Origin of the sequence: Brachybacterium sp. JB7 (genome assembly GCF_003335205.1) — a bacterium.
Lineage (GTDB): Bacteria > Actinomycetota > Actinomycetes > Actinomycetales > Dermabacteraceae > Brachybacterium > Brachybacterium alimentarium.
Map to the genome: position 1 here is coordinate 1 of NZ_QPGN01000021.1, position 23,447 is coordinate 23,447.

The 23,447-nt window shown below is 71.0% G+C and carries 18 protein-coding genes and 2 pseudogenes; 10 read left to right on the top strand and 10 right to left on the bottom strand.

The window, feature by feature from the left end; genetic code table 11:
* The 7 genes from CIK81_RS15945 to CIK81_RS15975 all read right to left on the bottom strand — a co-directional run.
* On the bottom strand, positions 1-1,037 hold a 1,037-nt coding region (locus CIK81_RS15945; protein WP_147272367.1), incomplete at its 3' end, for a serine/threonine-protein kinase.
* Entirely contained in the window at positions 1,034-2,479 is a 1,446-nt protein-coding gene (locus tag CIK81_RS15950; RefSeq protein ID WP_096166659.1) for a penicillin-binding protein 2, read from the bottom strand. The genes CIK81_RS15945 and CIK81_RS15950, both read right to left, overlap by 4 nt.
* Positions 2,476-3,867, bottom strand: coding sequence for an FtsW/RodA/SpoVE family cell cycle protein (locus CIK81_RS15955; RefSeq protein ID WP_096166660.1), 1,392 nt, complete (start codon positions 3,865-3,867; stop codon positions 2,476-2,478). The genes CIK81_RS15950 and CIK81_RS15955 overlap by 4 nt, the downstream gene beginning before the upstream one ends.
* Positions 3,867-5,258 carry a PP2C family serine/threonine-protein phosphatase gene (locus CIK81_RS15960; RefSeq protein ID WP_096166661.1) on the bottom strand — a complete coding sequence of 464 codons (1,392 nt, stop codon included), beginning with the start codon at positions 5,256-5,258 and terminating at the stop codon, positions 3,867-3,869. The genes CIK81_RS15955 and CIK81_RS15960 overlap by 1 nt, the downstream gene beginning before the upstream one ends.
* A complete protein-coding gene (locus tag CIK81_RS15965; RefSeq protein ID WP_096166662.1) occupies positions 5,255-5,782 on the bottom strand; it encodes an FHA domain-containing protein in 528 nt (175 codons plus the stop codon). Before CIK81_RS15965 ends, CIK81_RS15960 begins: the two co-directional genes overlap by 4 nt.
* A gap of 7 nt (positions 5,783-5,789) precedes the next feature.
* Positions 5,790-6,512, bottom strand: a complete 723-nt coding sequence (locus CIK81_RS15970; RefSeq protein WP_096166663.1) for a DUF3662 and FHA domain-containing protein — start codon at positions 6,510-6,512, stop codon at positions 5,790-5,792.
* Positions 6,513-6,836: 324 nt separating this feature from the next.
* Entirely contained in the window at positions 6,837-7,574 is a 738-nt protein-coding gene (locus CIK81_RS15975) for a L,D-transpeptidase family protein (protein ID WP_241964221.1), read from the bottom strand.
* 348 nt (positions 7,575-7,922) lie between these two features.
* Here CIK81_RS15975 and CIK81_RS15980 point away from each other — a divergent pair, with 348 nt between their 5' ends.
* From CIK81_RS15980 to CIK81_RS15990, 3 genes are all read left to right on the top strand, one after another.
* Positions 7,923-8,789 (top strand): serine hydrolase, encoded by an 867-nt coding sequence (locus CIK81_RS15980; RefSeq protein ID WP_241964222.1) that lies wholly within the window; start codon positions 7,923-7,925, stop codon positions 8,787-8,789.
* A gap of 235 nt (positions 8,790-9,024) precedes the next feature.
* Complete coding sequence (locus CIK81_RS15985; RefSeq protein ID WP_241964223.1) at positions 9,025-11,349, top strand: alpha-mannosidase; 2,325 nt, start codon at positions 9,025-9,027, stop codon at positions 11,347-11,349.
* On the top strand, positions 11,243-12,304 hold the full coding sequence (locus tag CIK81_RS15990) for a glycoside hydrolase family 38 C-terminal domain-containing protein (RefSeq protein WP_241964226.1): 1,062 nt from the start codon (positions 11,243-11,245) through the stop codon (positions 12,302-12,304). Before CIK81_RS15985 ends, CIK81_RS15990 begins: the two co-directional genes overlap by 107 nt.
* A 246-nt stretch (positions 12,305-12,550) precedes the next feature.
* Here CIK81_RS15990 and CIK81_RS15995 read toward each other — a convergent pair.
* A pseudogene (locus tag CIK81_RS15995) lies at positions 12,551-13,800 on the bottom strand (integrase core domain-containing protein).
* 311 nt (positions 13,801-14,111) lie between these two features.
* Complete coding sequence (gene folP, locus CIK81_RS16000; protein WP_241964224.1) at positions 14,112-14,924, bottom strand: dihydropteroate synthase; 813 nt, start codon at positions 14,922-14,924, stop codon at positions 14,112-14,114.
* A gap of 257 nt (positions 14,925-15,181) precedes the next feature.
* On the opposite strand from folP, the gene CIK81_RS16005 reads away from it, so the two are divergent.
* Genes CIK81_RS16005 through CIK81_RS16015 form a run of 3 tightly spaced genes read left to right on the top strand, consistent with a single transcriptional unit; the run spans position 15,182 to position 18,119 of the window.
* Positions 15,182-16,330, top strand: coding sequence for an NAD-dependent epimerase/dehydratase family protein (locus tag CIK81_RS16005; RefSeq protein ID WP_096197477.1), 1,149 nt, complete (start codon positions 15,182-15,184; stop codon positions 16,328-16,330).
* A gap of 10 nt (positions 16,331-16,340) precedes the next feature.
* Positions 16,341-17,456: a glycosyltransferase gene (locus tag CIK81_RS16010; RefSeq protein ID WP_114307652.1), complete on the top strand. Its 1,116-nt coding sequence runs from the start codon at positions 16,341-16,343 to the stop codon at positions 17,454-17,456.
* Positions 17,457-17,483: 27 nt separating this feature from the next.
* Positions 17,484-18,119 (top strand): GNAT family N-acetyltransferase, encoded by a 636-nt coding sequence (locus tag CIK81_RS16015; protein ID WP_241964225.1) that lies wholly within the window; start codon positions 17,484-17,486, stop codon positions 18,117-18,119.
* A gap of 147 nt (positions 18,120-18,266) precedes the next feature.
* Here the strand turns inward: CIK81_RS16015 and CIK81_RS16020 are convergent, their stop codons facing one another.
* On the bottom strand, positions 18,267-19,145 hold the full coding sequence (locus tag CIK81_RS16020; protein WP_114355885.1) for a C40 family peptidase: 879 nt from the start codon (positions 19,143-19,145) through the stop codon (positions 18,267-18,269).
* A gap of 568 nt (positions 19,146-19,713) precedes the next feature.
* On the opposite strand from CIK81_RS16020, the gene CIK81_RS16025 reads away from it, so the two are divergent.
* The 4 genes and pseudogenes from CIK81_RS16025 to CIK81_RS16040 all read left to right on the top strand — a co-directional run.
* The gene (locus CIK81_RS16025) at positions 19,714-20,559 is read left to right on the top strand and encodes an ABC transporter ATP-binding protein (protein WP_114307654.1); all 846 of its coding nucleotides are present in this window, start codon (positions 19,714-19,716) and stop codon (positions 20,557-20,559) included.
* Between the two features lie 110 nt (positions 20,560-20,669).
* Positions 20,670-21,698, top strand: coding sequence for an aliphatic sulfonate ABC transporter substrate-binding protein (locus CIK81_RS16030; RefSeq protein WP_114307650.1), 1,029 nt, complete (start codon positions 20,670-20,672; stop codon positions 21,696-21,698).
* Positions 21,695-22,561 carry an ABC transporter permease gene (locus CIK81_RS16035; RefSeq protein ID WP_114307649.1) on the top strand — a complete coding sequence of 289 codons (867 nt, stop codon included), beginning with the start codon at positions 21,695-21,697 and terminating at the stop codon, positions 22,559-22,561. The genes CIK81_RS16030 and CIK81_RS16035 overlap by 4 nt, the downstream gene beginning before the upstream one ends.
* A pseudogene (locus tag CIK81_RS16040) lies at positions 22,558-23,445 on the top strand (AMP-binding protein); the annotation flags it as partial. The gene CIK81_RS16035 and the pseudogene CIK81_RS16040, both read left to right, overlap by 4 nt.
* Between the last annotated feature and the right edge of the window lie 2 nt (positions 23,446-23,447).

Consider the following 23,447-nt stretch of genomic DNA (forward strand, 5'->3'; position numbering starts at 1 on the left):
GACGGCGCCGACGCTGCCGAGCGGTGACGGACGCCCCGACCACGGCCCGACAGCGGCAGCGGCATGGCGGCCGTGCGGGTGCCCGTCGGCGAGGCGCCGGGCCCGGCGACGGGACCCGTGGAGCCGGGCGGGCGCACAGCGTTCTCGCCCGTCCAGTCATGGTCCTCGACACGGGTGACGGGGATCGCGCCGGTGGTGAAGCGGGGCTCGACCCCGCGCTGGATGGCCTCGAGGATCCTCGACACCGCCGCCGCCGAGCGGGGACGGTTCGCCGGGGCCTTCGCGAGGGTCATCATCACCAGGGTCCGCAGGTCGGCGTTGATGGCCTCGGGGAGCTCGGGCGGCTGCTGCTTGACCTGCGCCATCGCGATCTCGACCTGGCTGGAGCCGGTGAAGGGACGGTGTCCCACGAGCATCTCGTAGGCCACGATCCCGAGCGCATAGATGTCCGAGAGCGACGTGGCCTGCTTGCCCATCGCCTGCTCGGGGGAGAGGTACTGGGCGGTGCCCATCACCAGCCCCGTCTTCGTGAGCCGAGCCTGGTCCTTGCTGCGGGCGATCCCGAAGTCGGTGATCTTCATCGACCAGTCGTCGCCCTCGTCGACGAGCACGTTCTCCGGCTTCACGTCACGGTGCACCACCCCCTTGGAATGGGCGGCGTCCAGCGCACGGGCCAGCTCGATGAGCACCGAGACGATCCGCTTCTCGGGCAGACCGCCGGGGTTCTCCTCGATGATGTCCGAGAGCGGCCTGCCGGGGCAGAGCTCCATGACGATGTACGCCCGGCCGTCGATCTCGCCGTAGTCGTACAGCGCGGCGATGGCATCGTGCGAGAGCGCGGCGGTATGGCGGGCCTCCGCGCGGAAGCGCTTGAGGAAGCCCTCGTCCCCCGCGTACTCCTCGCGCAGCACCTTGACCGCGACGTCGCGGTCCAGCTCCTGGTCGCGACCCTTCCAGACCTGTCCCATGCCGCCAGTGGCGATCAGGGACGTCAGCTCATAGCGTCCTTCGAGGACGAGCCCCGCCTCGGTCTTCATCGGTCGATCACCGCCTTCATCACGTCCCGGGCGATCGGTGCCGCGGTGCGCGACCCGTATCCGCCCTCTTCGACCACGACCGCGACCGCGATCTTCTGATCGTCCTTCTGCCCGTACCCGACGTACCAGGAGTGCGCCGCACGGTCCTCGCCCCACTCGGCGGTGCCGGTCTTGCCACCCACCTCGACGCCGTCGATCGCCGCGGCGGTGCCGGTGCCGTTCTCCACGACGCCCACCATCATCTGGCGCATCTGCGCCGCATTGGAGGCGCTCAGCGGCTGGCCGAGCTCCTTCGGCGAGAGCTCGGAGACCGTCGAGAGGTCGCTCGTGCGGACCGCGCCCACCAGCTGCGGCTCCATCACCACGCCGTCGTTCGCGAACGCTCCGGCCACCATCGCCATCTGCAGCGGGCTCACGCGGTCCTCGTACTGCCCGATCGACGTGGTCGCGAGCTGCGCGTCGTCGAGATCAGAGCCGATGGTGGACGGGGTGACCGCGAGCGGGATCTCCAGGCGCTGGCCGAATCCGAACTCCTCGGCGGTGGCGGTGAGATCGTCCTCGCCCACGGCAATCCCGAGCTCGGCGAAGGAGGTGTTGCAGGACTGCCGCAGCGCCTCGGCGAGCGTGGATTCGTCGTCCGGCCCGCAGGGCTCGGTGCGGCCGCCGGAGAAGTTGTTCATCACCGACGACGAGTTCGGCAGCTCGAAGCTGCCGGGCCCGGGGATCACGGAATCGGAGGTGTACTCGCCCGATTCGAGGGCGGCCGAGGCCACCACCAGCTTGAACGCCGAGCCGGGTGGGTACAGGTCGCCTCCGATGGCGCGGTTGGTCAGCGGGCGCTCGGGATCATCGTTCAGCGCCGACCAGGACTGCTGGGCCGCGCCGGTGTCGTGGGTGGCCAGATCGTTGGGGTCGTAGCTGGGCGCGGACACCATCGCGAGGACGGCCCCGGTCTCCGGATCCAGCGCCACCGCTGCGCCGCGCTTGCCGTCCAGGGCGTCCCAGGCGGCCTTCTGCGCCCCGGAGTCCAGCGTGAGCTCGACGGTCGCGCCGCGGCCCTGCTTGCCCGAGAGGATGTCGGAGATGCGGTGGTAGAACAGCGCGTCGGCCTCGCCCGAGAGGGTGTCGTTCAGCGAGCGCTCGATGCCGGAGAACCCGTAGACCACCGAGTAGTAGCCGGTGACCGGGGCATACATCGCGCCGGGGTCGTAGCCGCGCAGGAACCCGTAGGTGTCCTCCGAGGCGGTGGAGCTCGCGATCGCCTCGCCGTCCACCACGATCGGGCCGCGGTGGCGTCCGTACTCGTTGTAGGTGGTGCGCAGGTTCTGGCCGTGGGCGTTGAGCCGACCCTGGGCGACGACCTGGAAGTAGGTGGTCGAGGTGAACAGCAGCACGAAGAGCACGCTGACCACGAGCCATACGTGTCGCAGGGGCTTGTTCATGCCATCACCTCCGGGGAGGTGCGCGCAGCGGGAGCGGCGCCCGGGCCGTCGACCTGGCGGGCGGCGGGCCGACGGGCGGCGTCCGAGAGACGCACCAGGATGCCGGCGATGATCCAGTTGCACACCAGCGAGCTGCCCCCGGCCGCCAGGAACGGCAGGGTCAGGCCCGTCAGGGGGATCACCCGGGTGACGCCGCCGACGACGACGAACACCTGCAGGGCCATCGCGAAGCCGAGCCCTCCGGCCAGCAGTGTGCCGAAGCCGTCGGAGATGCCGACCGCCGCGCGGATCGCGCGCTGGACGAGCAGCAGGTACAGCAGCAGCAGGGCGAAGGCGCCGACCATGCCGAGCTCCTCCGCGAAGGAGGTGAAGATGAAGTCGGATTCGGCGTGCGGGACCACGTCCGGGCGGCCCTCGCCGAGGCCCGCCCCGGTGATGCCCCCGTTGGCGAGACCGAACAGGCCCTGGTTGATCTGCTCGCAGCCGCCGTAGTTCGCGCCCGAGAGCGGATCCAGCCAGCAGGTGATGCGCGTGCGCACGTGGCTCATCTGGGTGGCCGCGAACACGGCGGGCGGCAGGAACATGACCGCGCCGATCACGAGCCAGCTCAGCCGGTCGGTGGCGACGTAGAGCATCACCACGAACAGGCCGAAGAACATCAGCGAGGTGCCCAGGTCCGTCTGGAAGACGAGTACGGCCATCGCGAAGCCCCAGGCCACGAGGATCGGACCGAAGTCGGACCACCGCGGCAGATGGATGCCGAGCACCTTGGGGCCGGCCAGGGCCAGGGTGTCGCGGCGCGAGACCAGGTAGCCGGCGAAGAAGAGCGCGAAGGCGATCTTGGCGAGTTCGGCGGGCTGGAAGCTGTTGCCGGCGATGGAGATCCAGATGCGCGAGCCGTTGCGGGAGTCGCCGATGCCCGGCAGCAGGGGCAGGAGCAGCAGCACGCCGCCGGCGACGGCGCTGATCCAGGTGTAGCGGCGCAGGTGCCGGTGATCGCGCAGGAGGACGATCACGGCCACGCACAGTCCGACGCCCAGGACCGCCCACAGCATCTGCCGCTCCGCGGTCGCCGAGCTGCGCAGCCCGTAGATCTGGTTCGCGGCGTGCACGCTCTTGATCAGGGCCATGCCCAGCAGGTTCAGCAGCACCACCAGCGGCAGGATCACCGGATCCGTGTACGGGGCGCGCCACATGACCGCGACCTGCAGGACCACGGCGAGCAGAGCCGCGCCGATCCCGTACTCGAGCAGGTTCGGCGGGAGCTCGTCGAAACGGCCGAGCCCGACCAGGGCGTAGGAGCCCACGCCGATCAGCACCGCGAAGGCCAGCAGCACGGCGTGCATCAGCCGGCGGGGTCGTGCGGTGTAGGAGACGATCGTGGCCACTACGACTCCTCGCCCTCGGTGGGCTGGACGGCGTCGTCGTCGGACCGGTCCGGGAGGGAGCGGCTGCCGGTGGGCATCTCGGTCAGGCCTCCGCCGCCGTCGGACGCCTCGCCGCCGCCGTCGGAGACCTCGCCCCCGCCGTCGGACGGTGCCGGGGTGGGCAGCAGCGGCTGATTGGCGTCCGCCGCCTGCTGGAGGCGCTCGATGATCTGGTCCGCGCTCTCGCGGTCACCGGCGGTGATGGTGTTGCCGACCTGCTCCTGGGTGATCTCCGGGAGGTCGTCCAGGGCGATGTCGGTGACCTCGATCGGCTCCGAGAGGGAGATCGGCCCGAGATCCTGGGACAGGCCCTGGTACAGCACGACGTTCGTGCCGTCGGAGGCGACATAGTACTGGCGCTGCGACCAGGCGTATCCGGCCCACAGCACGCCGCCCAGCACGGCGACCAGCAGGAACACGGCGACCAGTGCGGGCCAGGGGCTGCGGCGCGGGGGCTCGTCCTCGGAGAAGTCGTCGTCCTCGTAGGGGACCTCGGGCTCCTCGCGGGTGAGGGCGGCGGCCTTCGCGGCCGGGCCGGAGGCGCTCGTGGGCTGGTGGCGCGTGCGGGCGGCCGATCCCACGATCTGCGGCGCGGTGGAGGGGGCCTCCTCGGTGCGGGGCAGGTCGTCGAGCTCGATGACGTCGGCGATGAGGCAGGTGATGTTGTCCGGCCCGCCGCCCTTGAGCGCGAGCTGGATCAGCTCGTCGGCGCATTCGCCCGGGTCCTCGAAGGCCTTCAGGGTCGCGTCGATCGTGTCGAGCGAGACCAGGCCCGACAGGCCGTCCGAGCAGAGCATCCAGCGGTCGCCGGGATGCGCGGGGCGCAGGGAGAGGTCCAGCTCGGGGTCGGCGTCGACGTCGCCGAGCACGCGCATCAGCACGGAGCGCTGGGGGTGGCGCTCGGCCTCCTCCTCGGTGAGGCGCCCTTCGTCCAGCAGCCGCTGCACGAAGGTGTGGTCCTTGGTGACCTGGAAGGTCTCGTCGTTGCGCAGCAGGTAGGCGCGGGAATCGCCGATGTGGGCGAGGGCGAACTTGCCTTCGGCGCGCAGCATCGCGGTGATCGTGGTGCCCAGGCCCCGCAGCTGCGGTTCGTCGCGGGCACGGCGCAGGATCTCCTGGTTGGCCTCGAGCACCGCCTCCTCGAGGGTGGCGACGATGTCCGAGGCCGGGGTCTCCGAATCCAACCGGGCCAGGCGGCCGATCGCGACCGAGGAGGCCACGTCGCCGCCGGCGTGCCCGCCCATGCCGTCGGCGACCACCAGCAGATGGCTGCCGGCATAGCCGGAGTCCTGATTGTTGGAGCGGACCAGGCCGACGTCGGACCGGGCGGCGTATCGCAGGGCGACGCTCATCGCGGACCTCGTCTCAGCTCGATCTCGGTGCGGCCGATCCGCACCTGGGCACCGGGACGGAACGGCACGGCGCCCTCGATGCGGCGACCGGACAGCAGCGTGCCGTTGGTCGACCCCAGGTCCTCGACCATCCACTCGCCCTCGCGCTCGAACACGCGGGCATGCCGGTTCGACGCGTAGTCGTCGTCGAGCACCAGGGTGCATTCCGGGGCGCGGCCGATGAGGATCGGGGTGGATCCCAGCGTCAGCGAGGTGCCCCGCAGGGGCCCGGCGGTGACCACCATGGCGGTCGCGGTGACCTCCGGGTCGGTGCGCATCGCGGCCGGATCGCCACCGTCCGGGGCTCCGGCCCCGCCGACCGGGCCGGAGGCGGGGCGCTGCTCGCGCCGCGGATCACGGCTCGAACGGGTCACCACGGTGGTCCCGAACAGGTCGTTGCGCAGCACGAGCACCACGACGATCACGAACACCCACAGCGCCAGGACGAAGCCCAGACGGAGGGCGACCAGGGTCAGTTCACTCATCGGGCGCTCACCAGGTCGCCGGCCCGGCCGCGGGCAGGATGACGGTCAGACGGGTGCGGCCGATCTTGAGCAACGAGCGGTCTCGGAGCGTGACAGGGGTGCGGATGCGCTCGCCGTCGACGAAGGTGCCGTTGGTCGAGCCGAGGTCGGTGGCCACCAGGGTGCTGCCGTCGGGCCCCGGCTCGGCGCGCAGCTCGAGGTGGTGCCGGGAGACGCCCGTGTCCTCGAGGATGATGTCGGAGTCGCCGCCGCGCCCGATCACCGTCACGGGGCCGGTGAGCAGGTACTGCTGGCCGTCGATCTCGACGATGGGGCTGCTGCCGGACTCGGCGCGCGAGGCGGTGGTGGCCGGGGCCACGCTGCCGCGCTCGGTGCGGGACTCGGTCTCGAAGCGCCCGGCGCGCACGTCGTCGTCGGCCTCCAGATCCACGGTGACGCCGCCGACGAACATGTAGCGCTGCTTCTCGGCGTGCTCCATGAGCACGCGCTGCAGCTCGTCGATCAGGGTGTCCTGCCAGGAGCTGAAGCGCTCGAAGTCCTGGGGGTGCAGGTAGATCGTGTACACGTTCGGGGCGAGGGTCCGGGTGCGGTCGAGCACCTGGATCTGGTCGTCGCACTCGCGCTTGAGCCCCTGCGCGAGGTCGAGAGGTTTCAGCTGCCCGCGGCCGGGCGAGAACATGCTCGTCACGCCGCGGTCGAGTCCGCGCTCGATCCGATCCAAGATCCCCACGGTGATCCTTCGCTGTTGCTGTCCCAGTGCCCCGACGGCAGACGGGGCTGTACGCCTACTCGATCGTAGCGCGTGGCCAGGTCATCAGTGGTCCGGCAGGGCGGTGGTGCGGCAAGGGATTCGTGCAGGGTTCGTAAAGGCCGAGGGGGCGGGGGCGGGCGCGGAGGCCCGCCGCCGCCCCTGGATCGCGAGGTGGGGCTCGTCCTGCGTGGGCCTTGGAGGGTCGACGTCGGCCGTGGACCCTCCGGGACGCGGCGCCTGAGGATGCTGGTCACCTCAGGGGCGCACGACTCGGCAGCGGCTCAGGAACGGCTCATGAACGGCTCAGTGGATGAGCACGCGCCGGCCCTTGACGAACCACTTCCGTGACCACAGCATGTCGCTCGCGGCGACGGAGATGCGGCAGCAGCCGTGGGAGGCGGGAGAGGACGGGATCGAGTTCGACCCGTGGATCGCCCAGCCCCGGTCGTAGTAGCCGGGCCGGTACAGACTGCCCAGGGGACCGCTCTGCCAGCCCTTGCTGTACAGGCTGTACATCGTGAAGTCGCCCGTCGGCGTGGCCGCGGTCTTCCAGCGGCCGCCCGAGTAGTAGCGCTTCCCGCTGCCGGTCGAGGTGTTCAGGATGTAGGAGAGCTTCCCTCCCGTGGTGGCGACGATGATCTGCCTCGCGAGATCCACCTCGAAGCCGACGCCCGAGGTGATCTTGCGCGAGGGGCGGGCGCCGCTCGCGATCGCGTCGTACGTCTTCGGGCCGACGACGCCGTCGGCGGAGAGGCCCGCGACCTTCTGCAGGGCGTAGACCGCCTGCTGGGTGAGGTGGCCGAAGCTGCCGTCGGCCGCACCGAGCCAGTACTTCAGGCCCGCCAGGTCCTTCTGCAGCGTCGTGACCGCAGCTCCCTTGGAGCCCTTGCGCAAGGTCGGCGCCGCGCTGGCCGGTCCCATGCCGAGGGTCATGCCCGCGCCGATCGTGCCCGCTCCGAGCAGGACGGCGCGGCGCGAGGGCACGGCGATCGCCGGTCGGGGCCGGTCGGTGACCTCGAGATGTCGCAGGGCTCGTGTCATCGTTCTCATCCTCATGTCTTCCCCCTTGCTATGGATCCGGAGCGTGGTCCGGATCCGTCCCCGTGCACGGCGTCGTCGCGGCGCACACCATGATCATGTAGCGGTCATGCGGAGGTAAACAACAGCAAAAGTGTGCAGGTCGTGAGGTTTCTTGTGGGTAGAGTGTGACGGTGCAGGCAGCGGCGTCGAGCAGGTGGGAGATGACCGTTCGGTACTGCGCGGGCACTGTTCGGGCACGTCGAGCCGGACGCCGCGACGGGCGGGGGTGCCTACGACCGCGAGGCGTGCGGAGGGGCGTGCGAAGGGATGCGGAGGGGGTGCGCGAAGGGGTGTGCCATATTGGATCGGGTGGAGCCCGAGACCGATCCCCAGACCGCCCCTGACCCCCAGGCCGGCCCCCAGACCAGCCCCGGGATGATCCCGGTGGAGGCCGACTTCGAGCACGCGCTCGGGGTCTCCGACGCCCGACGCACCCTGCACACGCAGGGGGACGAGGACCGCGTGTGGGAGCTCGCGAGCGTGTCCAAGCCGATCACCGCGCTGGGCACCCTGGTCGCGGTGGACCGCGGGCTCGTCGACCTCGACGAACCCGCCGGGCCCGAGGGCGCCACCGTGCGCCACCTCCTCGCCCACACCGCCGGCTACGCCTTCGACGGCGACGAGGTGGTCGGTGCGGTCGGGGGCCGACGGATCTACTCCAACACCGGTTTCGAGATGCTCGCCGCCCATGTCGAGCAGGCCACGGGCTATGACCTGGATGAATGGCTCGAGCAGACCGTCGTCCAGGGGCTCGGTCTGAGCGACCTCGAGCTGACGGGCTCCCCGGCGGCCGGCTTCCGCGGCAGCATCCGCGACCTGCTGGCCCTGGGCCGTGAGCTGCTCGAGCCCACGCTGATCTCCCGCGAGCTGTGGCAGGAGTCGGTCACCGTGCAGTTCCCCGGGCTCGACGGCATCCTGCCCGGCTACGGCAGGCAACGGCCGAACGACTGGGGGCTGGGATACGAGATCCGGGACGGCAAGTCGCCGCACTGGACGGGCTCTGCCTCGAGCCCACGCACTCTCGGCCACTTCGGCCAGGCGGGCTCCTTCCTCTGGGTGGACCCCGACGCCGGACTCACAGCGGCGTTCCTGGGCGCCGAGCCCTTCGGGAAGACGCACATCCGGATCTGGCCCGGCCTCAGCGACGAGATCCTCGCGCGGTTCGGCGGGGCCTGAGTGCGACGCGGCTTGAGGGCGACGGGGCTGAGCGCAGGGGCCCGCTTCCCGCCGTCGCCGCTCCCACTGTCGCCGCATCGCCGCATCGCCGCTTCTCGCTGTCGCCGCTCTCGGTTCGCCCGGAATGTGACGCGCGACTCTCCCGCTCGATACAGTCGGGAGCAGTCGACGGGTGATCCGCCGATCCCGACGATCCTGACCTACCGGGCGCTCGCGCGCCTCGAGGAGCAGCTGCATGTTCGATGACAGGGAGCTCACCGAGTCCCGTATCCGCCGCTTCACCAGGGACCACCTGACGCCCCAGGTCCACCAGGAGACCGCGCCGGTCACGATCGCCGCGTACCGGGTCGAAGGCGAGCCGATCCCTCCGCGCGAAGCGATCGTGGACCACGCGGGCGACTACGCCCCGCTCGAGGTCGGCGCACCGCTGGGCCGTGCCTGGTCGACCACCTGGCTCCACGTGACCGGGACCGTCCCCGCACAGTGGGCCGACGACGAACGCTCGGACCCTGAGCTGATCGTCGACCTCGCCTTCACCGGCCAGCCCGGATTCCAGGCCGAGGCGCTCGTGTTCACGCCCGACGCCGTGCCCGTCAAGGCGATCAACCCGTACAACCGGTACCTGCCGGTGCGCCCGGGCGAACAGCTGGACTACTACCTCGAGTGCGCGGCGAACCCGAACGTGGCCGGGGAGTGGACCTTCGCGCCCACCCTGCTCGGCGACCTCGCCACCGTGCCCGAGGAGGACCTCTACTCGCTCCGCGAGCTGCACCTGGCGCGCCGTGACGTGCGGATCGGGGAGCTCGCCGAGGACGTCCGGGCGCTCGCCGGTCTGATGGCAGAGCTCCCCGAGGCCTCGCAGCGCCGCCACGAGATCCTGCGCGCCTTGGAGGACGCCTGCGACACCGTCGATCCCGACGACGTGCCCGGCACCGTCGAGGCCGCCCGCGAGGTGCTGGCCCCGGCCCTCGCCCGGCCGGCGCACCGCTCGGCGCTGACCGTCCTGGCCACCGGGCACGCCCACATCGACTCCGCCTGGCTGTGGCCGGTGCGCGAGACCGTGCGCAAGGTGGCGCGCACCTTCGCCAACGTGTGCGCGCTCCTCGAGTCCGATCCTGACCTCACCTTCTCCGCGTCCTCCGCGCAGCAGTACCGCTGGCTGAAGGACCGCTATCCGGAGCTCTTCGCCCGGATCCAGGAGCACGTCGCCGCGGGACGCTTCGTCCCGGTGGGCGGCATGTGGGTCGAGTCGGACACGAACATGCCCGGTTCCGAGGCGATGGCCCGGCAGTTCATCGCCGGCAAACGGTTCTTCCTGGAGAACTTCGGAGTCGAGACGAGAGAGACCTGGCTGCCGGACTCCTTCGGCTACTCCGCCGCGCTCCCTCAGATCGCCGCGCTCGCCGGTCAGGACAACTTCCTCACCCAGAAGGTCTCCTGGAACCAGGTCAACACCTTCCCGCACCACACCTTCCGCTGGGAGGGCCTGGACGGCACCAGCGTGTTCACCCACTTCCCGCCCGCGGACACCTACAACGGGATGCTCACCGGCGAGGAACTGGCCTACTTCGAGCGCAACTTCAAGGAGAAGGGACGCTCCTCGATCGGCATGGACCTGTTCGGCTGGGGCGACGGCGGCGGCGGACCCACCCGCGAGATGATGGCCGCCGGCCGTCGCGCCGCGGACCTCGAAGGGTCCCCGCGCGTCGAGTTCGGCACCCCGCAGGAGTTCTTCGACCGGGCCCGCGCCGAATACCCGGACGCCCCGATGTGGAACGGCGAGCTGTATCTCGAGCTGCACCGGGGCACCTACTCCGCGCAGCCGGGCACCAAGCAGGGCAACCGTCGCAGCGAGCATCTGCTGCACGAGGCCGAGTTCCTCTCCGCGCTCGCCGCGCTGCGCGCCGGCTTCGAGTATCCGCACGACGAGCTCGAGGCACTGTGGGAGAACGTGCTGCTGGGTCAGTTCCACGACATCCTGCCCGGCTCCTCGATCGCCTGGGTGCATCGCGAGGCCGAGCAGGATCACGCCGAGACGCCGCGCGCCGCCGAGCGGTCATCGCCGGGGCGCTCGCCGCCCTCGCGACGCCGGGGCCGACGCAGCGGCTGGGCACGGGGCCGACGGGACTGCCGGCGGGACCGGTGGGACTGCTGGCGGGACTGGCGGGGCTGGCGGGCTGGCGGGACTGGCGGGGCTGGCGGGGCCGGCGGGATTGCTGGCGGGGCCGACGGCGCGTCGGCGGGGACTGCGTCGCGGGGCCGGCGGGGCCGCGGGGGCCCGCGTGCTGCTGAACACTGCACCGGTGCCGCGTCGCGGAGTGCCCGCCTACACCGCCGGGCCCGTGCGCCGCAGCGCCGAGGGTGTCGTGGTGATCCGTGCGGGAGACACCATCAGCGTGGAGAATGCCGCGCTGCGCGCCGAGATCGACGCCACCGGGGCGATCACCTCGCTCGTGGACCGCGTCAGCGGGCGCGAGTCCATCGCCCCCGGTGCCTGCGGCGCCCTGCTGCAGCTGCACCGCGACACGCCCAACGCCTGGGACGCCTGGGACATCGATGAGTTCTACCGCCACGTGGTGCGCGATCTCGACGAGCCGACGTCCGTCGAGGTCAGCGAGGAGGGGGCCGGGGTCCGGGTCCGCTTCACCTACTCCACCTCAGTGCCCGAGGGGGCGGAGAGCTCCGGCGTGACCGGAGCGGGCTCGACGATCGTGAAGACCTTCGTGCTGCTCCCGGGGGACGAGTCGCTCGAGATCGTCCTCGACATCGACTGGCACGAGCGCAAGAAGGTCCTGAAGCTCGGCTTCGGGCTCGACGTGCGCGCCGCCTCCCTGAGCAGCGAGATCCAGTTCGGCCACCTCGACCGGCCGATCCCCGTGAACACCAGCTGGGACGCCGCACGCTTCGAGACCTGCGCCCACCGCTGGGTGCATCTCGCCGAGGGCGACTATGGGGTGGCGATCGCCAACGACTCCACCTACGGCCACGACGTGCTGCGCACCCTGCGCGAGGACGACGGCGGCACCACCACGACGGCCCGCCTGACCCTGGTGCGCTCCCCGGAGTTCCCCGATCCCGCCGCCGACCACGGCCGGTACACGTTCCGTGTCGCCGTGCGCCCCGGGGCGGGCATCGCCGAGGCGATGGAGGAGGGATACCGCCTGAACCTGCCCGAGCGCGAGGTCAGCGCCGCGGTCGCCGCAACGGCCTCCGCGCCGCTGGTCACGGTCGACTCCCCGCGCGTGCTGGTGGAGACGGTGAAGCTCGCCGAGGATCGCTCCGGCGACCTCGTGGTGCGCCTGTACGAGGCCTCCGGTGCCCGGGTGCCGGCGCGCGTGCAGCTCGATGCGGCGCTCGCCGGGGGAGAGGTGACAGCGGTGGACCTGCTGGAGCGCTCCTTCGCCGAGGACGCCCCGGCGTTCCGCTCCGCGCTGGATCGCGACGAGGACGGCGCGGTCCGGCTCGTCTTCCACCCCTTCGAGATCAAGACCCTGCGGGTGAGCCGACAGAGCTGACCCCCGCGGCGCGGCCGGGCGTCCAGCGCTAGTCGTCCAGCACGGCCGGCGTGGCCGCCACGACCGGCGTGACCGGCGCGGCCACTACGACCGGCGCGACCGGGCGCCCAGTGCGACCGGCGCAGCCGGCGCAACTACCACGACGCGCACGACCGGGCACGACCGGGCGTCCAGTTTTGTGCCGCCACGACCGATGTTCGACGCACGATCGGTGTGATGTCTCAGGACTTCGGTGACAGTTCTGTATCAGGACATCGGTGACAGTTGATGTCTCAGGACATCGGTGACGGTTCGGGGTTCTTCGGTGGCCGGCCTCGGCGTTTGCCGCTCCGTTGACCCGTGTGCTTGGAGGCGTATCGGATGCCGAGCGGGGGCCAAGCGTGCTCGGCCAGGATCTCGCCGTGAAGGTCGACGAACGTGACGCTGGCCTGTTCGACGAGGACGTGCACTTCCTGCTGGGCATGAGGGTAGGAGACCTGGAACGCGACGCCGTGGAGGGTGATCGTGCCGTTGTTGTTCACCACCCGTGTTCGTTCACCGGTCTGGATGACCCGCTCCCGGGGGAGCTTCCGGGAACGCTTCTTGCTGTCCCCGACGGACTCGATGATCAGGCTGGGCTCCACGACAGGCCGGGGAGACGGTGCCGGCTCAGTCGCGTCCCAGGCTTGGCGTGGTGTGATCCGTCCGGGAAGTCCCTGGTGAGGGCGTTGCTCGTTATAGATGACGTCGAACTCGTCGACCTGTGCTTGGAGCTCTTCGATGCTTCCCGCGATGGGCTGCTTGTCCAGCCAGCGGAACAAGGTCTGGTGGAATCGTTCGTTCTTGCCCTGCGTGGTCGGCTTGTAGGGCTTCCCGGTGATCGCCTCGACTCCCAGCGCGGTCACGTGGATGACGAGCTGGCCCTTCATCCCACGGCGCGTGGGGTTCAGCGCGGCTCCGTTGTCGGTGAGCAGACGCTGTGGAGTTCCGCAACGCGCGGTGCCCTTGTTGAACACCGCGATCGCTGCTTCAGCGGTCTCGCTGCCCGCCACGTGAGAGGCGACCGCGAGGCGCGAATGATCGTCCTGGAGCTGGAAGATCACGCAGGTCCGGCCGTTGGTGAGGACGTACTGGGTCGCATCCAGCTGCCAGCACGCGTTCGGTGCCGGATAGACGAACCGCCGCCAGGACGCGCGAGGCCGCTTCCTCGGCTCCAGTCGAGCCACGCCTCGTTCGCGGAAGATCCGTGCCAGGGCCGCGATCGATGGCGCTTCAAGTCCCATCGCTTTCATCCGGTCGTGGACGCTGATCGGACCGTGATCCAGCCCAGACGCTTCGAGTGCGGCGCGGACCTGAACAGCCTGGTCCTTGACCTCTTCATCGAGCTGGCCCGGGGAGGTATGTGGTCGTTTGGTGCGGGGCTCGAGCACGGCCGCGGGCCCATCGACGCGGGCGCGAGCACGGAGGACGTAGAACGTCTTGCGCGAGATGCCGTGCTCGACGCAGAACGTGCTCACCGACCCACGCGGCGCGTCATCAGGCCACCGCGAGATGGCCAGGCGGACAGTGGGATCGACGGGCTCGTTTCTGCTCACCGCCCATTTTTACCGGCGAAGTGTCACCACCAAGAGCCACGGAAGTGTCACCGATGTCCTGATACAGAACTGTCACCGATGTCCTGCGACATAACATCGACGCACGATCGGTCGTGGCGGCACAAAACTCGCTCGACGCTCCCGCACCCGGCGCACCCGACACCCGACACACCAGGCACCCGGCACCCCGCACCCGACGTACCCGGCACCCGGCGCACCCGGCACCCCGCGCCTCAGGCGTTGTGGACCAGCGGGCCGGCGGGGTCGCGCCATCCCTCGAGCACCTCGAGCATCCGCACGAAGCGCGCCGTGGCCTGCACGTCGTGGACCCGGAGGATCCGTGCGCCCCGGTGCACGGCCCAGGCCGCCGCGGCCAGGGAGCCCTCTAGCCGGTCCTCTTTGGGCAGGCCCAGCGATTCGCCGATCACGTCCTTGCGCGACAGCGCCGCGAGCACGGGCAGGTCGAACCCGGTGGCGGTGCGCCAGTCGCGCAGCACCTCGAGGGTCTGCAGGGTGCTCTTGTTCAGGTCCGGTCCCGGATCCACGATGAGCTGCTCGGGAGCGATGCCCGCCTCCCGGGCGCGGGTCAGGCGCGCGGCGAGGAACTCCCGCACCTCCTGGACCACGTCGTCGTACTGCGGGCGGGGATACGGCTGGCGGGGCTCGGCCGCGGAATGGGTGAGCACGAGCGAGGCGCCGGTGCGGGCGACGGTCGCCGCCATCTGCGGGTCGGAGAGTCCGGTGGTGTCGTTGATGAGGTCCGCGCCCACCTCGAGGCAAGCCTCGGCGACCGCGGCGTGGAAGGTGTCGACGGAGAGCAGCACGTGCTCGGGCAGGTCGTGGCGCAGGGCCCGGATCACCGGGACCACCCGGGCGATCTCCTCGTCCACGGGCAGCGGGTCGCCGGGCGCGAACTTCACGCCGCCCACGTCGATGAGGTCGGCTCCGTCTGCGGCGGCCGCGCGCCCGGCCTCGACGGCGTCCTCGAGGCCCCAGGTGCGGCCCTCGTCGAAGAACGAGTCCTGGGTGCGGTTGACGATCGCCATCACGAGCACCCTGGAGGAGGTGCTCGGAAACGGACGCGGAACGCGGGATACAGTGGATTCCGCCATGGAGGAACGCGCCGTCGAGACCTCGTCGTCCACGTTCGTCATGGCGTGTTCCTCCGCAGTTAAGGCGGGCTTTCCGTCTCTTTGAACAGCCCGCGACCTGCACTACGTTATGAGTGGACACGCACTTTCACAATCCGGCCGTCGGCTTCGGCACATCGGCCGGGATCCGGACCCATGGGAGGACCCACGAGATGAAGATCGTCGTCGCCGGCGGAGATGGCTTCTGCGGATGGCCCACAGCCCTGTACCTCTCGCAGAAGGGCCACGACGTCACCATCGTGGACAACCTGGTGCGTCGGGACATCGACGAGGAGCTGGGTTCGAACTCCGTGACGCCGATCCTCCCGCTCGAGGAGCGGGTGGCGGCGTGGAAGGAGGTCTCCGGCAAGGACATCGCCGTGAAGATCGCGGACCTCACCGACTACGACGCGGTCTCGGCGATCTTCCAGGAGACCGAGCCGGAGGCGTTCGTGCATTTCGCCGAGCACCGCTCCGCGCCCTACTCGATGATCGATCGCGAGCATGCGATCGAGAACCATCGCAACAATGTCGAGGGCACGTTGAACGTGCTGTGGGCGATCAAGGACCTCGCCCCCGACTGCCATCTCGTCAAGCTCGGCACGATGGGCGAGTACGGCCAGCCGAACATCGACATCGAGGAGGGCTGGATCGAGATCGAGCACAAGGGCCGCAAGGACCGTCTGCCGTTCCCGAAGGCCCCCGGCTCCTTCTACCACCTCACCAAGGTGCACGACAGCGACAACATCATGTTCGCCTGCCGCATCTGGGGCATCCGCGCCACCGATCTCAACCAGGGCGTCGTCTACGGCCTGGAGACGGACGAGACCCGTCTGGACCCGCGCCTGGTCAACCGCTTCGACTACGACGCGGTGTTCGGCACGGCCCTGAACCGCTTCATCGTCCAGGCGGCCATCGGCCACGACCTCACCGTCTACGGCAACGGCTCCCAGACCCGCGGCTACCTGGACATCCAGGACACCGTGCGCTGCATCGAGATCGCCTGCGAGAACCCGGCCGATCGCGGCGAGTTCCGGGTGTACAACCAGTTCACCGAGCAGTTCTCCGTCAAGGAGCTCGCCGAGAAGGTGCAGAAGGTCGCTCACGACCTGGGCCAGGACGTGGAGATCGCCACCACCGAGAACCCGCGCGTGGAGAAGTACGACCACTACTACAACGCGGTCAACACCACCCTCCTCTCGCTGGGCCTGGAACCGCACCTGCTCACCGAGGAGCACCTCACCGAGGTCATCAAGGTCGCCCTGAACAACACCGATCGGGTGCGGCGCGAGCTCGTCATGCCCACCGTGACCTGGAAGTGAGCATCCGTCCGTGAAGATCGCGATCGTCACGGAGACCTTCCTGCCGTCAGTCGACGGCGTGGTGACCAGGCTCCGCCACGCCGTCGACCGGTTCACCGACCTCGGGCACGAGGTCATGGTGGTCGCCCCGGAGCTGGGTGTCACCGAGCACCATGGGGCCCGGGTGGTGGGGATCAGACCGGTGACTCTGCCGTTCTACAAGCACCGGCGCTTCACCCTCCCGAACCCCACCGTGGACGGCATCATCCGCGGCTTCCATCCTGACGTGGTCCATGCCGCGCAGCCGCTCCTGCTGGCCTCCTCGGGGGCCTACGCCGCGCACCGGCAGCGGATCCCGCTGGTGGCGAGCTATCACACGCACATCCCGCGCTACCTGGACCTCTACCGGGCATACCGCTGGGGCAAGCCCGCCGTGTGGTGGCAGATCAAGCGCAACCACGCTCTGGCCGACATCAACCTCGCGACCTCCGAGTCGATGAAGGCCGAGCTCGCCGAGAAGGGCCTGCAGAACCTCCACGTGGTGCGTCGCGGGGTGGACACGCAGACCTTCCACCCCCGCTTCGCGTCCGAGGCGATGCGCGAGCGCCTCTCGCAGGGGCATCCGGAGAAGAAGCTGCTGGTGTTCGTGGGCCGGCTGGCTGCGGAGAAGGAGATCCACTCCCTGCGGCCGATGATGGAGCGCCGGGACGACGTGGCGCTCGCGATCGTGGGCGACGGCCCTTACCGTCGGGAGCTCGAGCGGATGTTCGCGGGCACCGCGACCCTGTTCCCCGGCTTCATGGAGGGCGAGGAGCTCGCGAGCGCGTTCGCGAGCGCGGACGCCTTCGTGTTCCCCTCGGTCACCGAGACCCTGGGGCTGGTGATCCTCGAGGGCATGGCCTCCGGGCTCCCGGTGGTCGCCGCCCGCTCGGGACCGACGATGGAGCAGGTCACCGACGGGAAGGACGGGCTGCTCTTCGACGCCGGGGACCAGGCGAGCCTCGACGCGGCGCTCACCCGGCTGGGCGACACGTCTCTGCGCGGCCGGATCCGCGAGGCGGCGCGCGCCGAGGCGGAGAAGTTCTCCTGGGAGAATGCGTCCGACGACCTGCTGCGCTACTACGAGATGGCGATCGATAAGCACTGATGGACAAGCACTGATGGACAGGCACTGATGATTTCGCACTGGTCGACCCTCGCGAGCGTCTCCACCGCCCCCATGGACCACCCCCGGCCGGTGCCGCTGGAGAACGATCGCGTGCGCCTGGAGCCGCTGGGCCCGCAGCATGTCGACGGGCTGCGGGAGGTCGTGGCCGACGGGGAGATCTGGCGGATCCCCTACGCACCGCACGTGCCCCCGCCCGAGGAGGTCGCCGCTCGGGTGGCCGACCAGTGCGCCTCCGACGAGGCGGGGCACACGGCCTCCTGGGCTGTGGTGGAGCGGGGGAGCGGCCGGGTCATCGGCCACACGACCTTCCTGAACATCTCCCTGCGGGACCGTCGTCTCGAGCTCGGCAGCACCTATATGGCGGGCTCCACCCACGGTACGGGGCTGAACGCGGCCACCAAGCTCGCGCTGCTCACCCATGCCTTCGAGGAGCTCGGCTGCCTGGGTGTCGAGTTCCGGGTGCACCACCTCAACATCGCCTCGCGCCGTGCCGTCGAGCGCCTCGGCGCCCAGCAGGACGGCATCCTGCGGGCGCACCGCATCATGCCCGACGGCACCCTGCGGCACACGGTCGTCTACTCGATCCTCGCCGACGAGTGGTCCGGCGTGAAGGCCTCCCTGGAACACCGTCTGCGCCGCTGAGCGCACAGTCCTGAGTCTTGAGCCGGTGCCCGGTGCCCGGTGCCCTGTGCGCGGCGCCCCCGAGCCTCGAGCCCATAACGACGAGACCCGGCCCCGCTGGATGCGGGGCCGGGTCTCGGGAGTCGGCGCAGTCGCCGAGGGGGTCGATCAGCGGTAGGTGACGAACCCGGTGGGGTTGCCCCAGATCCCGCGCTCGACGACCTGCTGCTGGGAGCCGGAGGCATCGATGATCTGTCCGTCGCCGGCGTAGATCGCGACGTGGCCGGGCCACACCACGATGTCGCCGGGCTGCGCCTCGGACTCGGAGATGCTGCGGCCCTGGGTGGCGATCTCGCCGCTGGTGCGCGGCACGTCGATGCCGGCGGCCTCATAGGCGTAGGTGATCAGGCCGGAGCAGTCCATCCCGCCGAGCGAGTCCCCGCCCCACGAGTAGGGGCTGCCGATGGCGGAGCGCGCGGCGTCGACGATCGAGTCGCCGCCGGCGGACGAGGTGCTGGCCGGGATCGCGGAGGCGCCCGGGGCGGAGGCGCCGGCGGGGGCGGACTCGGCCTCGGCGGATCCGTCGGATCCGCCGCCGAGCACGCCGTGGGTGTCGGGTCCCACCACGCCGTCGACCTGGAGACCGTTCTCGGCCTGGAGGTCGGTGACCGCGTCGAGGGTCATGGAGCCGAAGTAGCCCGTCTCGGGCAGCTCGGCGCCCTGGGCGTTGAGCGAGGCCTGCAGCGCCTCGACCTCGGTGCCGGAGTCGCCCTGGCGCAGCGTCTGCGAGCCCTCCGAGGAGGAGGCCTGCGAGGCGCTGGCGGTCGGAACGGACGGGGCAGAAGCGGACTGGGAGGTGCTGGGCGCCTCGTCGGAGCCGGCGAGGCCCTCGTCGTTGGCCATCGCGGAGGAGCCTCCGGCGAAGGCGGTGCCGACTAGGACGGTGCCCAGGACGGCGCTGCCGCCGACGGCGTGGACGGCGCGGCGGGTGCTGCTGAGAGGCGTGACGGCCCGGCCGACCGCGCGGTGCGTGTTCTGATGCGTCATGGGGGTTCTGATCCTTCTCGGTGCTGCTGATGGTCTGCCTCATCCCGCGGCGCGGAGGCGATGTCCTCAGGACTCCGGACGCTCAGGACACTCCGGATTCCGTAGACCGGGAGCTGTGCGCCGGGATCGGCGCCCGCAGCTGGGGCGGCCGACGGGAGGACCCGGGGATGAAGCGTCCACGCTAGGAGCCGTCCCCGCGCGTGTTCGAGGGGCTTGAAGGAGCCGGGTCGAGGGATTTGTCGGCCATTTGCTTGCCACGGGCCGAGATGCCCGGAACCTGGTGCGACTTGACGTTCACGGATGGTCTGCGCCACATGCGGGGGAGGCGTCGTCAGTGCCCGCTCCGCTGCTCCGCCCCCTCCGCGCACCGGCGCTCCACTCGCCCCGACCCTCGCTCGACACGCCACCGACCCGCGTCTCGCCCGCGTCCCGCCCGGCCCCATCCGCATCGCGCATCGCGCGCGGACCGCGGCCCGGACCCTCCCAGCCGTTCTCTTCGCACCGCGACTATGACGGCTTATGACACGCTGGTGGCGTCGGGCCGCCGTCGGCGTTCATGATCGAGGACATGACCAGCACTCTCGACGCCCCCAGCAGCAACGCGGGCGGTCTCCGGGACCGCGAGGCCGCCTCGGCCCCGGCGCGCCCGCAGTCGCACGAGGTGCGCCTGGACGCCGTCGGCCGGTCGTTCCCCGCTGCCGGTGCACGCCAGGTCGTCCTGCGGGAGGTCGACCTCGACCTCACGGCCGGCGAGATCGTCGCCGTGGTGGGTCCCTCGGGCTGCGGGAAGTCCACCCTGCTGCGACTGATCGCGGGCCTGGACCGGCCCAGCGCTGGTGAGATCCGCATCGGGGACACCCCGCTCCGCGGCACCGACCCCCGCACCGCGGTCGCCTTCCAGGAGCCGCGCCTGCTGCCCTGGCGCACCCTCGAGCACAACGTCGCCCTGGGCCTGCCCCGCGGCACCGGGAAACGCGAGGGCCGCGAACGGGTGCGCGAGCTGCTGCAGCTCGTCGGCCTCGAGCACGCCGCCACGCAGCGCCCCCGCGAGGTCTCCGGCGGCATGGCTCAGCGCGCCTCCCTGGCCCGGGCGCTCGCCCGCAGCCCCGAGGTGCTCCTGCTGGACGAGCCCTTCGGCGCCCTGGACGCCCTGACCCGGCTGCGCATGCAGGACCTGCTGCTGGAGATCCATGCGGCCGAGCCCACCACCGTCCTCGTCGTCACCCACGACGTCGAGGAGGCGCTCTACCTCGCCGACCGTGTGCTGCTCCTGCGCTCCCTCCTCGAGGACAGCTCCTCCGGATCGATCGCCCGCACCGTGGAGGTCCCCGGCGCCCGCCCCCGTGATCGCGCCGACCGCACCCTGGCCGACCTCCGCGTCGAGCTCCTCGAGGGTCTCGGCGTGCACGGATAGTCACGCCCCGTCCCTCGCACTGCCCGCCCTTCGCACTGCCCCGATCCCTCGCACAGCGCTGCCCCTTCGCACGCCGCCGCACCACCCCTGCCACACCACGGAGTTCCCTCATGACCCACCGCATCAGCCGCCGCACCGCCACCGCCCTCGGACTCACCGCGGTCGCCGGGATGGGACTGTCCGCCTGCGTGGCCGGAGAGGGCTCCGACACGGGCGGCGGCGACGGGGAGTGGAGCACGGGCACGCTCAGCATCGACTGGGCCACCTACAACCCGCTCAGCCTGGTGGTGCGCGATCAGGAGCTGCTCGAGAAGGCCCTCGGCGACTCGGTGACCGTGACCTGGGTGCAGTCCGCCGGATCCAACAAGGCCAACGAGTTCCTGCGCTCCGGCTCGGCCGACGTCGCCTCCACGGCCGGCTCGGCCGCGCTGCTCGCCCGCGCCAACAACTCGCCGATCAAGGTCATCGGCATCTACTCCCAGCCCGAGTGGTCCGCCCTCGTCGTCGGCCCGGACAGCGACATCGCGGACCCGGCCGACCTCGCCGGCCGTGCGGTCGCCGCGACTCCCGGCACCGACCCCTACTTCTTCCTCGTCCAGGCCCTCGGCGAGGCGGGTCTCACGATCGACGACGTGGAGCTCCAGCCGCTCCAGCACGCCGACGGCCGCTCCGCCCTCGAGGGCGGCAGCGTCGAGGCCTGGTCGGGGCTGGACCCGATCATGGGCGCCGCCGAGGTCGAGTCCGACGCGCAGCTCGTGTACCGCAACGTCGACTTCAACACGTACGGCTTCCTCAACGCCACCGAGGACTTCATCGACAACCACGCGGACGTCGCCCAGGTGGTCGTGGACGCCTACGAGGAGGCCCGCGCCTGGGCACTGGAGAACCTCGACGCGACCGCGCAGCTGCTGGCCGACGCCGCCGGCATCGAGCTCGAGGTCGCGACCACCGTCATCCAGGAGCGCTCGAACCTCGACGTCAGCGGCGTGCCCGGCGACGACCAGCTCGCCGTGCTCGAGGCGATATCCCCGATGCTCGCCGACTCCGGCGACGTCCAGGGTGGGGCCGACGCGGTCGAGAAGGCCCGCGGCGAGATCATCCACGCTAACTTCGCGACGTCCGCGGTGGAGCAGTCATGAGCCTCGAGGCCGTTCCCCTGTCCACCTCGGCCGACCCTGCGACTCCTGACACGACGCCGGCCGGTCCCCGGGCATCGGCCCTGACGGAGTCCGGCCGCCCTGCCCTCTGGGACCGCACCGGGGTGCGCCTGGCCCTGGGCGCCGTGCTGCCGCTGGTCATCCTCGCCGCCTGGCAGATCGTGACCGCGACGGGGCTGGTCCCGGCCTATCGTCTGCCCGGCCCGCTGGCGGTCGTGCAGGCCGGTGCCGAGCTGGTCGAGCGCGGCGAGCTGGGCCTGCACATCGCGATCTCCGTGCAGCGCGTGCTGCTGGGCTTCGCGATCGGCTCCCTCGCGGGCCTCGCCGTGGCCGCCGTCGTCGGCCTCTCCCGGGCGGGCGACGCCCTGCTGAACCCGACGCTCGCGGCCCTGCGCGCCGTGCCGTCCCTGGCCTGGGTGCCGCTGCTGATCCTGTGGCTGCAGATCGGCGAGGAATCGAAGGTCACGCTGATCGCGATCGGTGCCTTCTTCCCCGTGTTCACGACCGTCGCCTCCGCGCTGCGACACATCGACCCCCACCTGGTGGAGGCCGGGCGCTGCTTCGGCCTGCGCGGCTGGTCGCTGTTCCGCACGATCCAGCTGCCCGCTGTGGTGCCGTCGGTCGTCTCCGGTCTGCGCCTGGCGCTCGCCCAGGCCTGGCTGTTCCTCGTCGCGGCCGAGCTGATCGCCTCGTCGATGGGCCTGGGCTTCATCCTCAACGACTCCCAGCAGAACGGTCGGGTGGACCGGATCCTGCTGGCGATCGTGCTGCTCGCCCTGCTGGGCAGCCTCACCAACGCCCTGCTGGGCCTGGTCGAGAAGAAGCTGCTGGCGAGGTGGGCATGAGCGACGTGGGCACGAGCACCGCACCGAGCACGACAGAGAGTACGGAGAGCACTGTGACCACCGGAGCCGTCGACACCGCAGGAGCCATCGGCACCCCCGAAGCGCGACTCGTCGAGTCCCGCACCTATCCGGCGCCCGCCGCGGTCACCGCGCAGGCGAACGTCGACGCGAGCATCTACGCGACCGCGTCGGCCGATCCCGTCGCCTTCTGGGAGGACGCCGCGCGCCGGCTGGACTGGGCCGAGCCCTGGCACACCGCCCACGAGTGGGAGCCGCCCGTGCCGGACGCCGCTACCGGGGAGCTGAGCGTGCCGGCGGCCCGCTGGTTCGTCGGCGGCCGGCTGAACGTGGCCGAGAACTGCGTGGACCGCCACGTGCGCGCCGGGAACGGCACCAAGGTCGCCCTGCACTTCGAGGGCGAGCCCGGGGATCGCGAGTCCGTCACCTACGAGGACCTCCAGCGCCGCGTGAGCCAGGCGGCCAACGCCCTGACCGATCTCGGCATCGGCCCGGGGGACCGCGTCGTCGTCTACCTCCCGGTGCTCGTGGAGACCGTCGTCATCGCCCTGGCCTGCGCCCGCCTCGGCGCCGTGCACTCGCTCGTCTTCGGCGGCTTCAGCGCCGAGGCGGTGCGCTTCCGCCTCGAGGACACCCGCGCGAAGCTCCTGGTCACCTCCGACGGGCAGTTCCGTCGGGGGAAGGCCGTCGAGGTGAAGTCGCAGGCCGACGAGGCCGCCCGCGATCTCGAGCACCTCGAGCACGTGCTGGTGGTGCGCCGCACCGGGCTCGACATCGCCTGGACCCCGGACCGCGACGTGTGGTGGCACGAGAGCGTGGACACGGCGAGTGAGCACCACGAGGCCCGGAGCTTCGACGCCGAGCACGG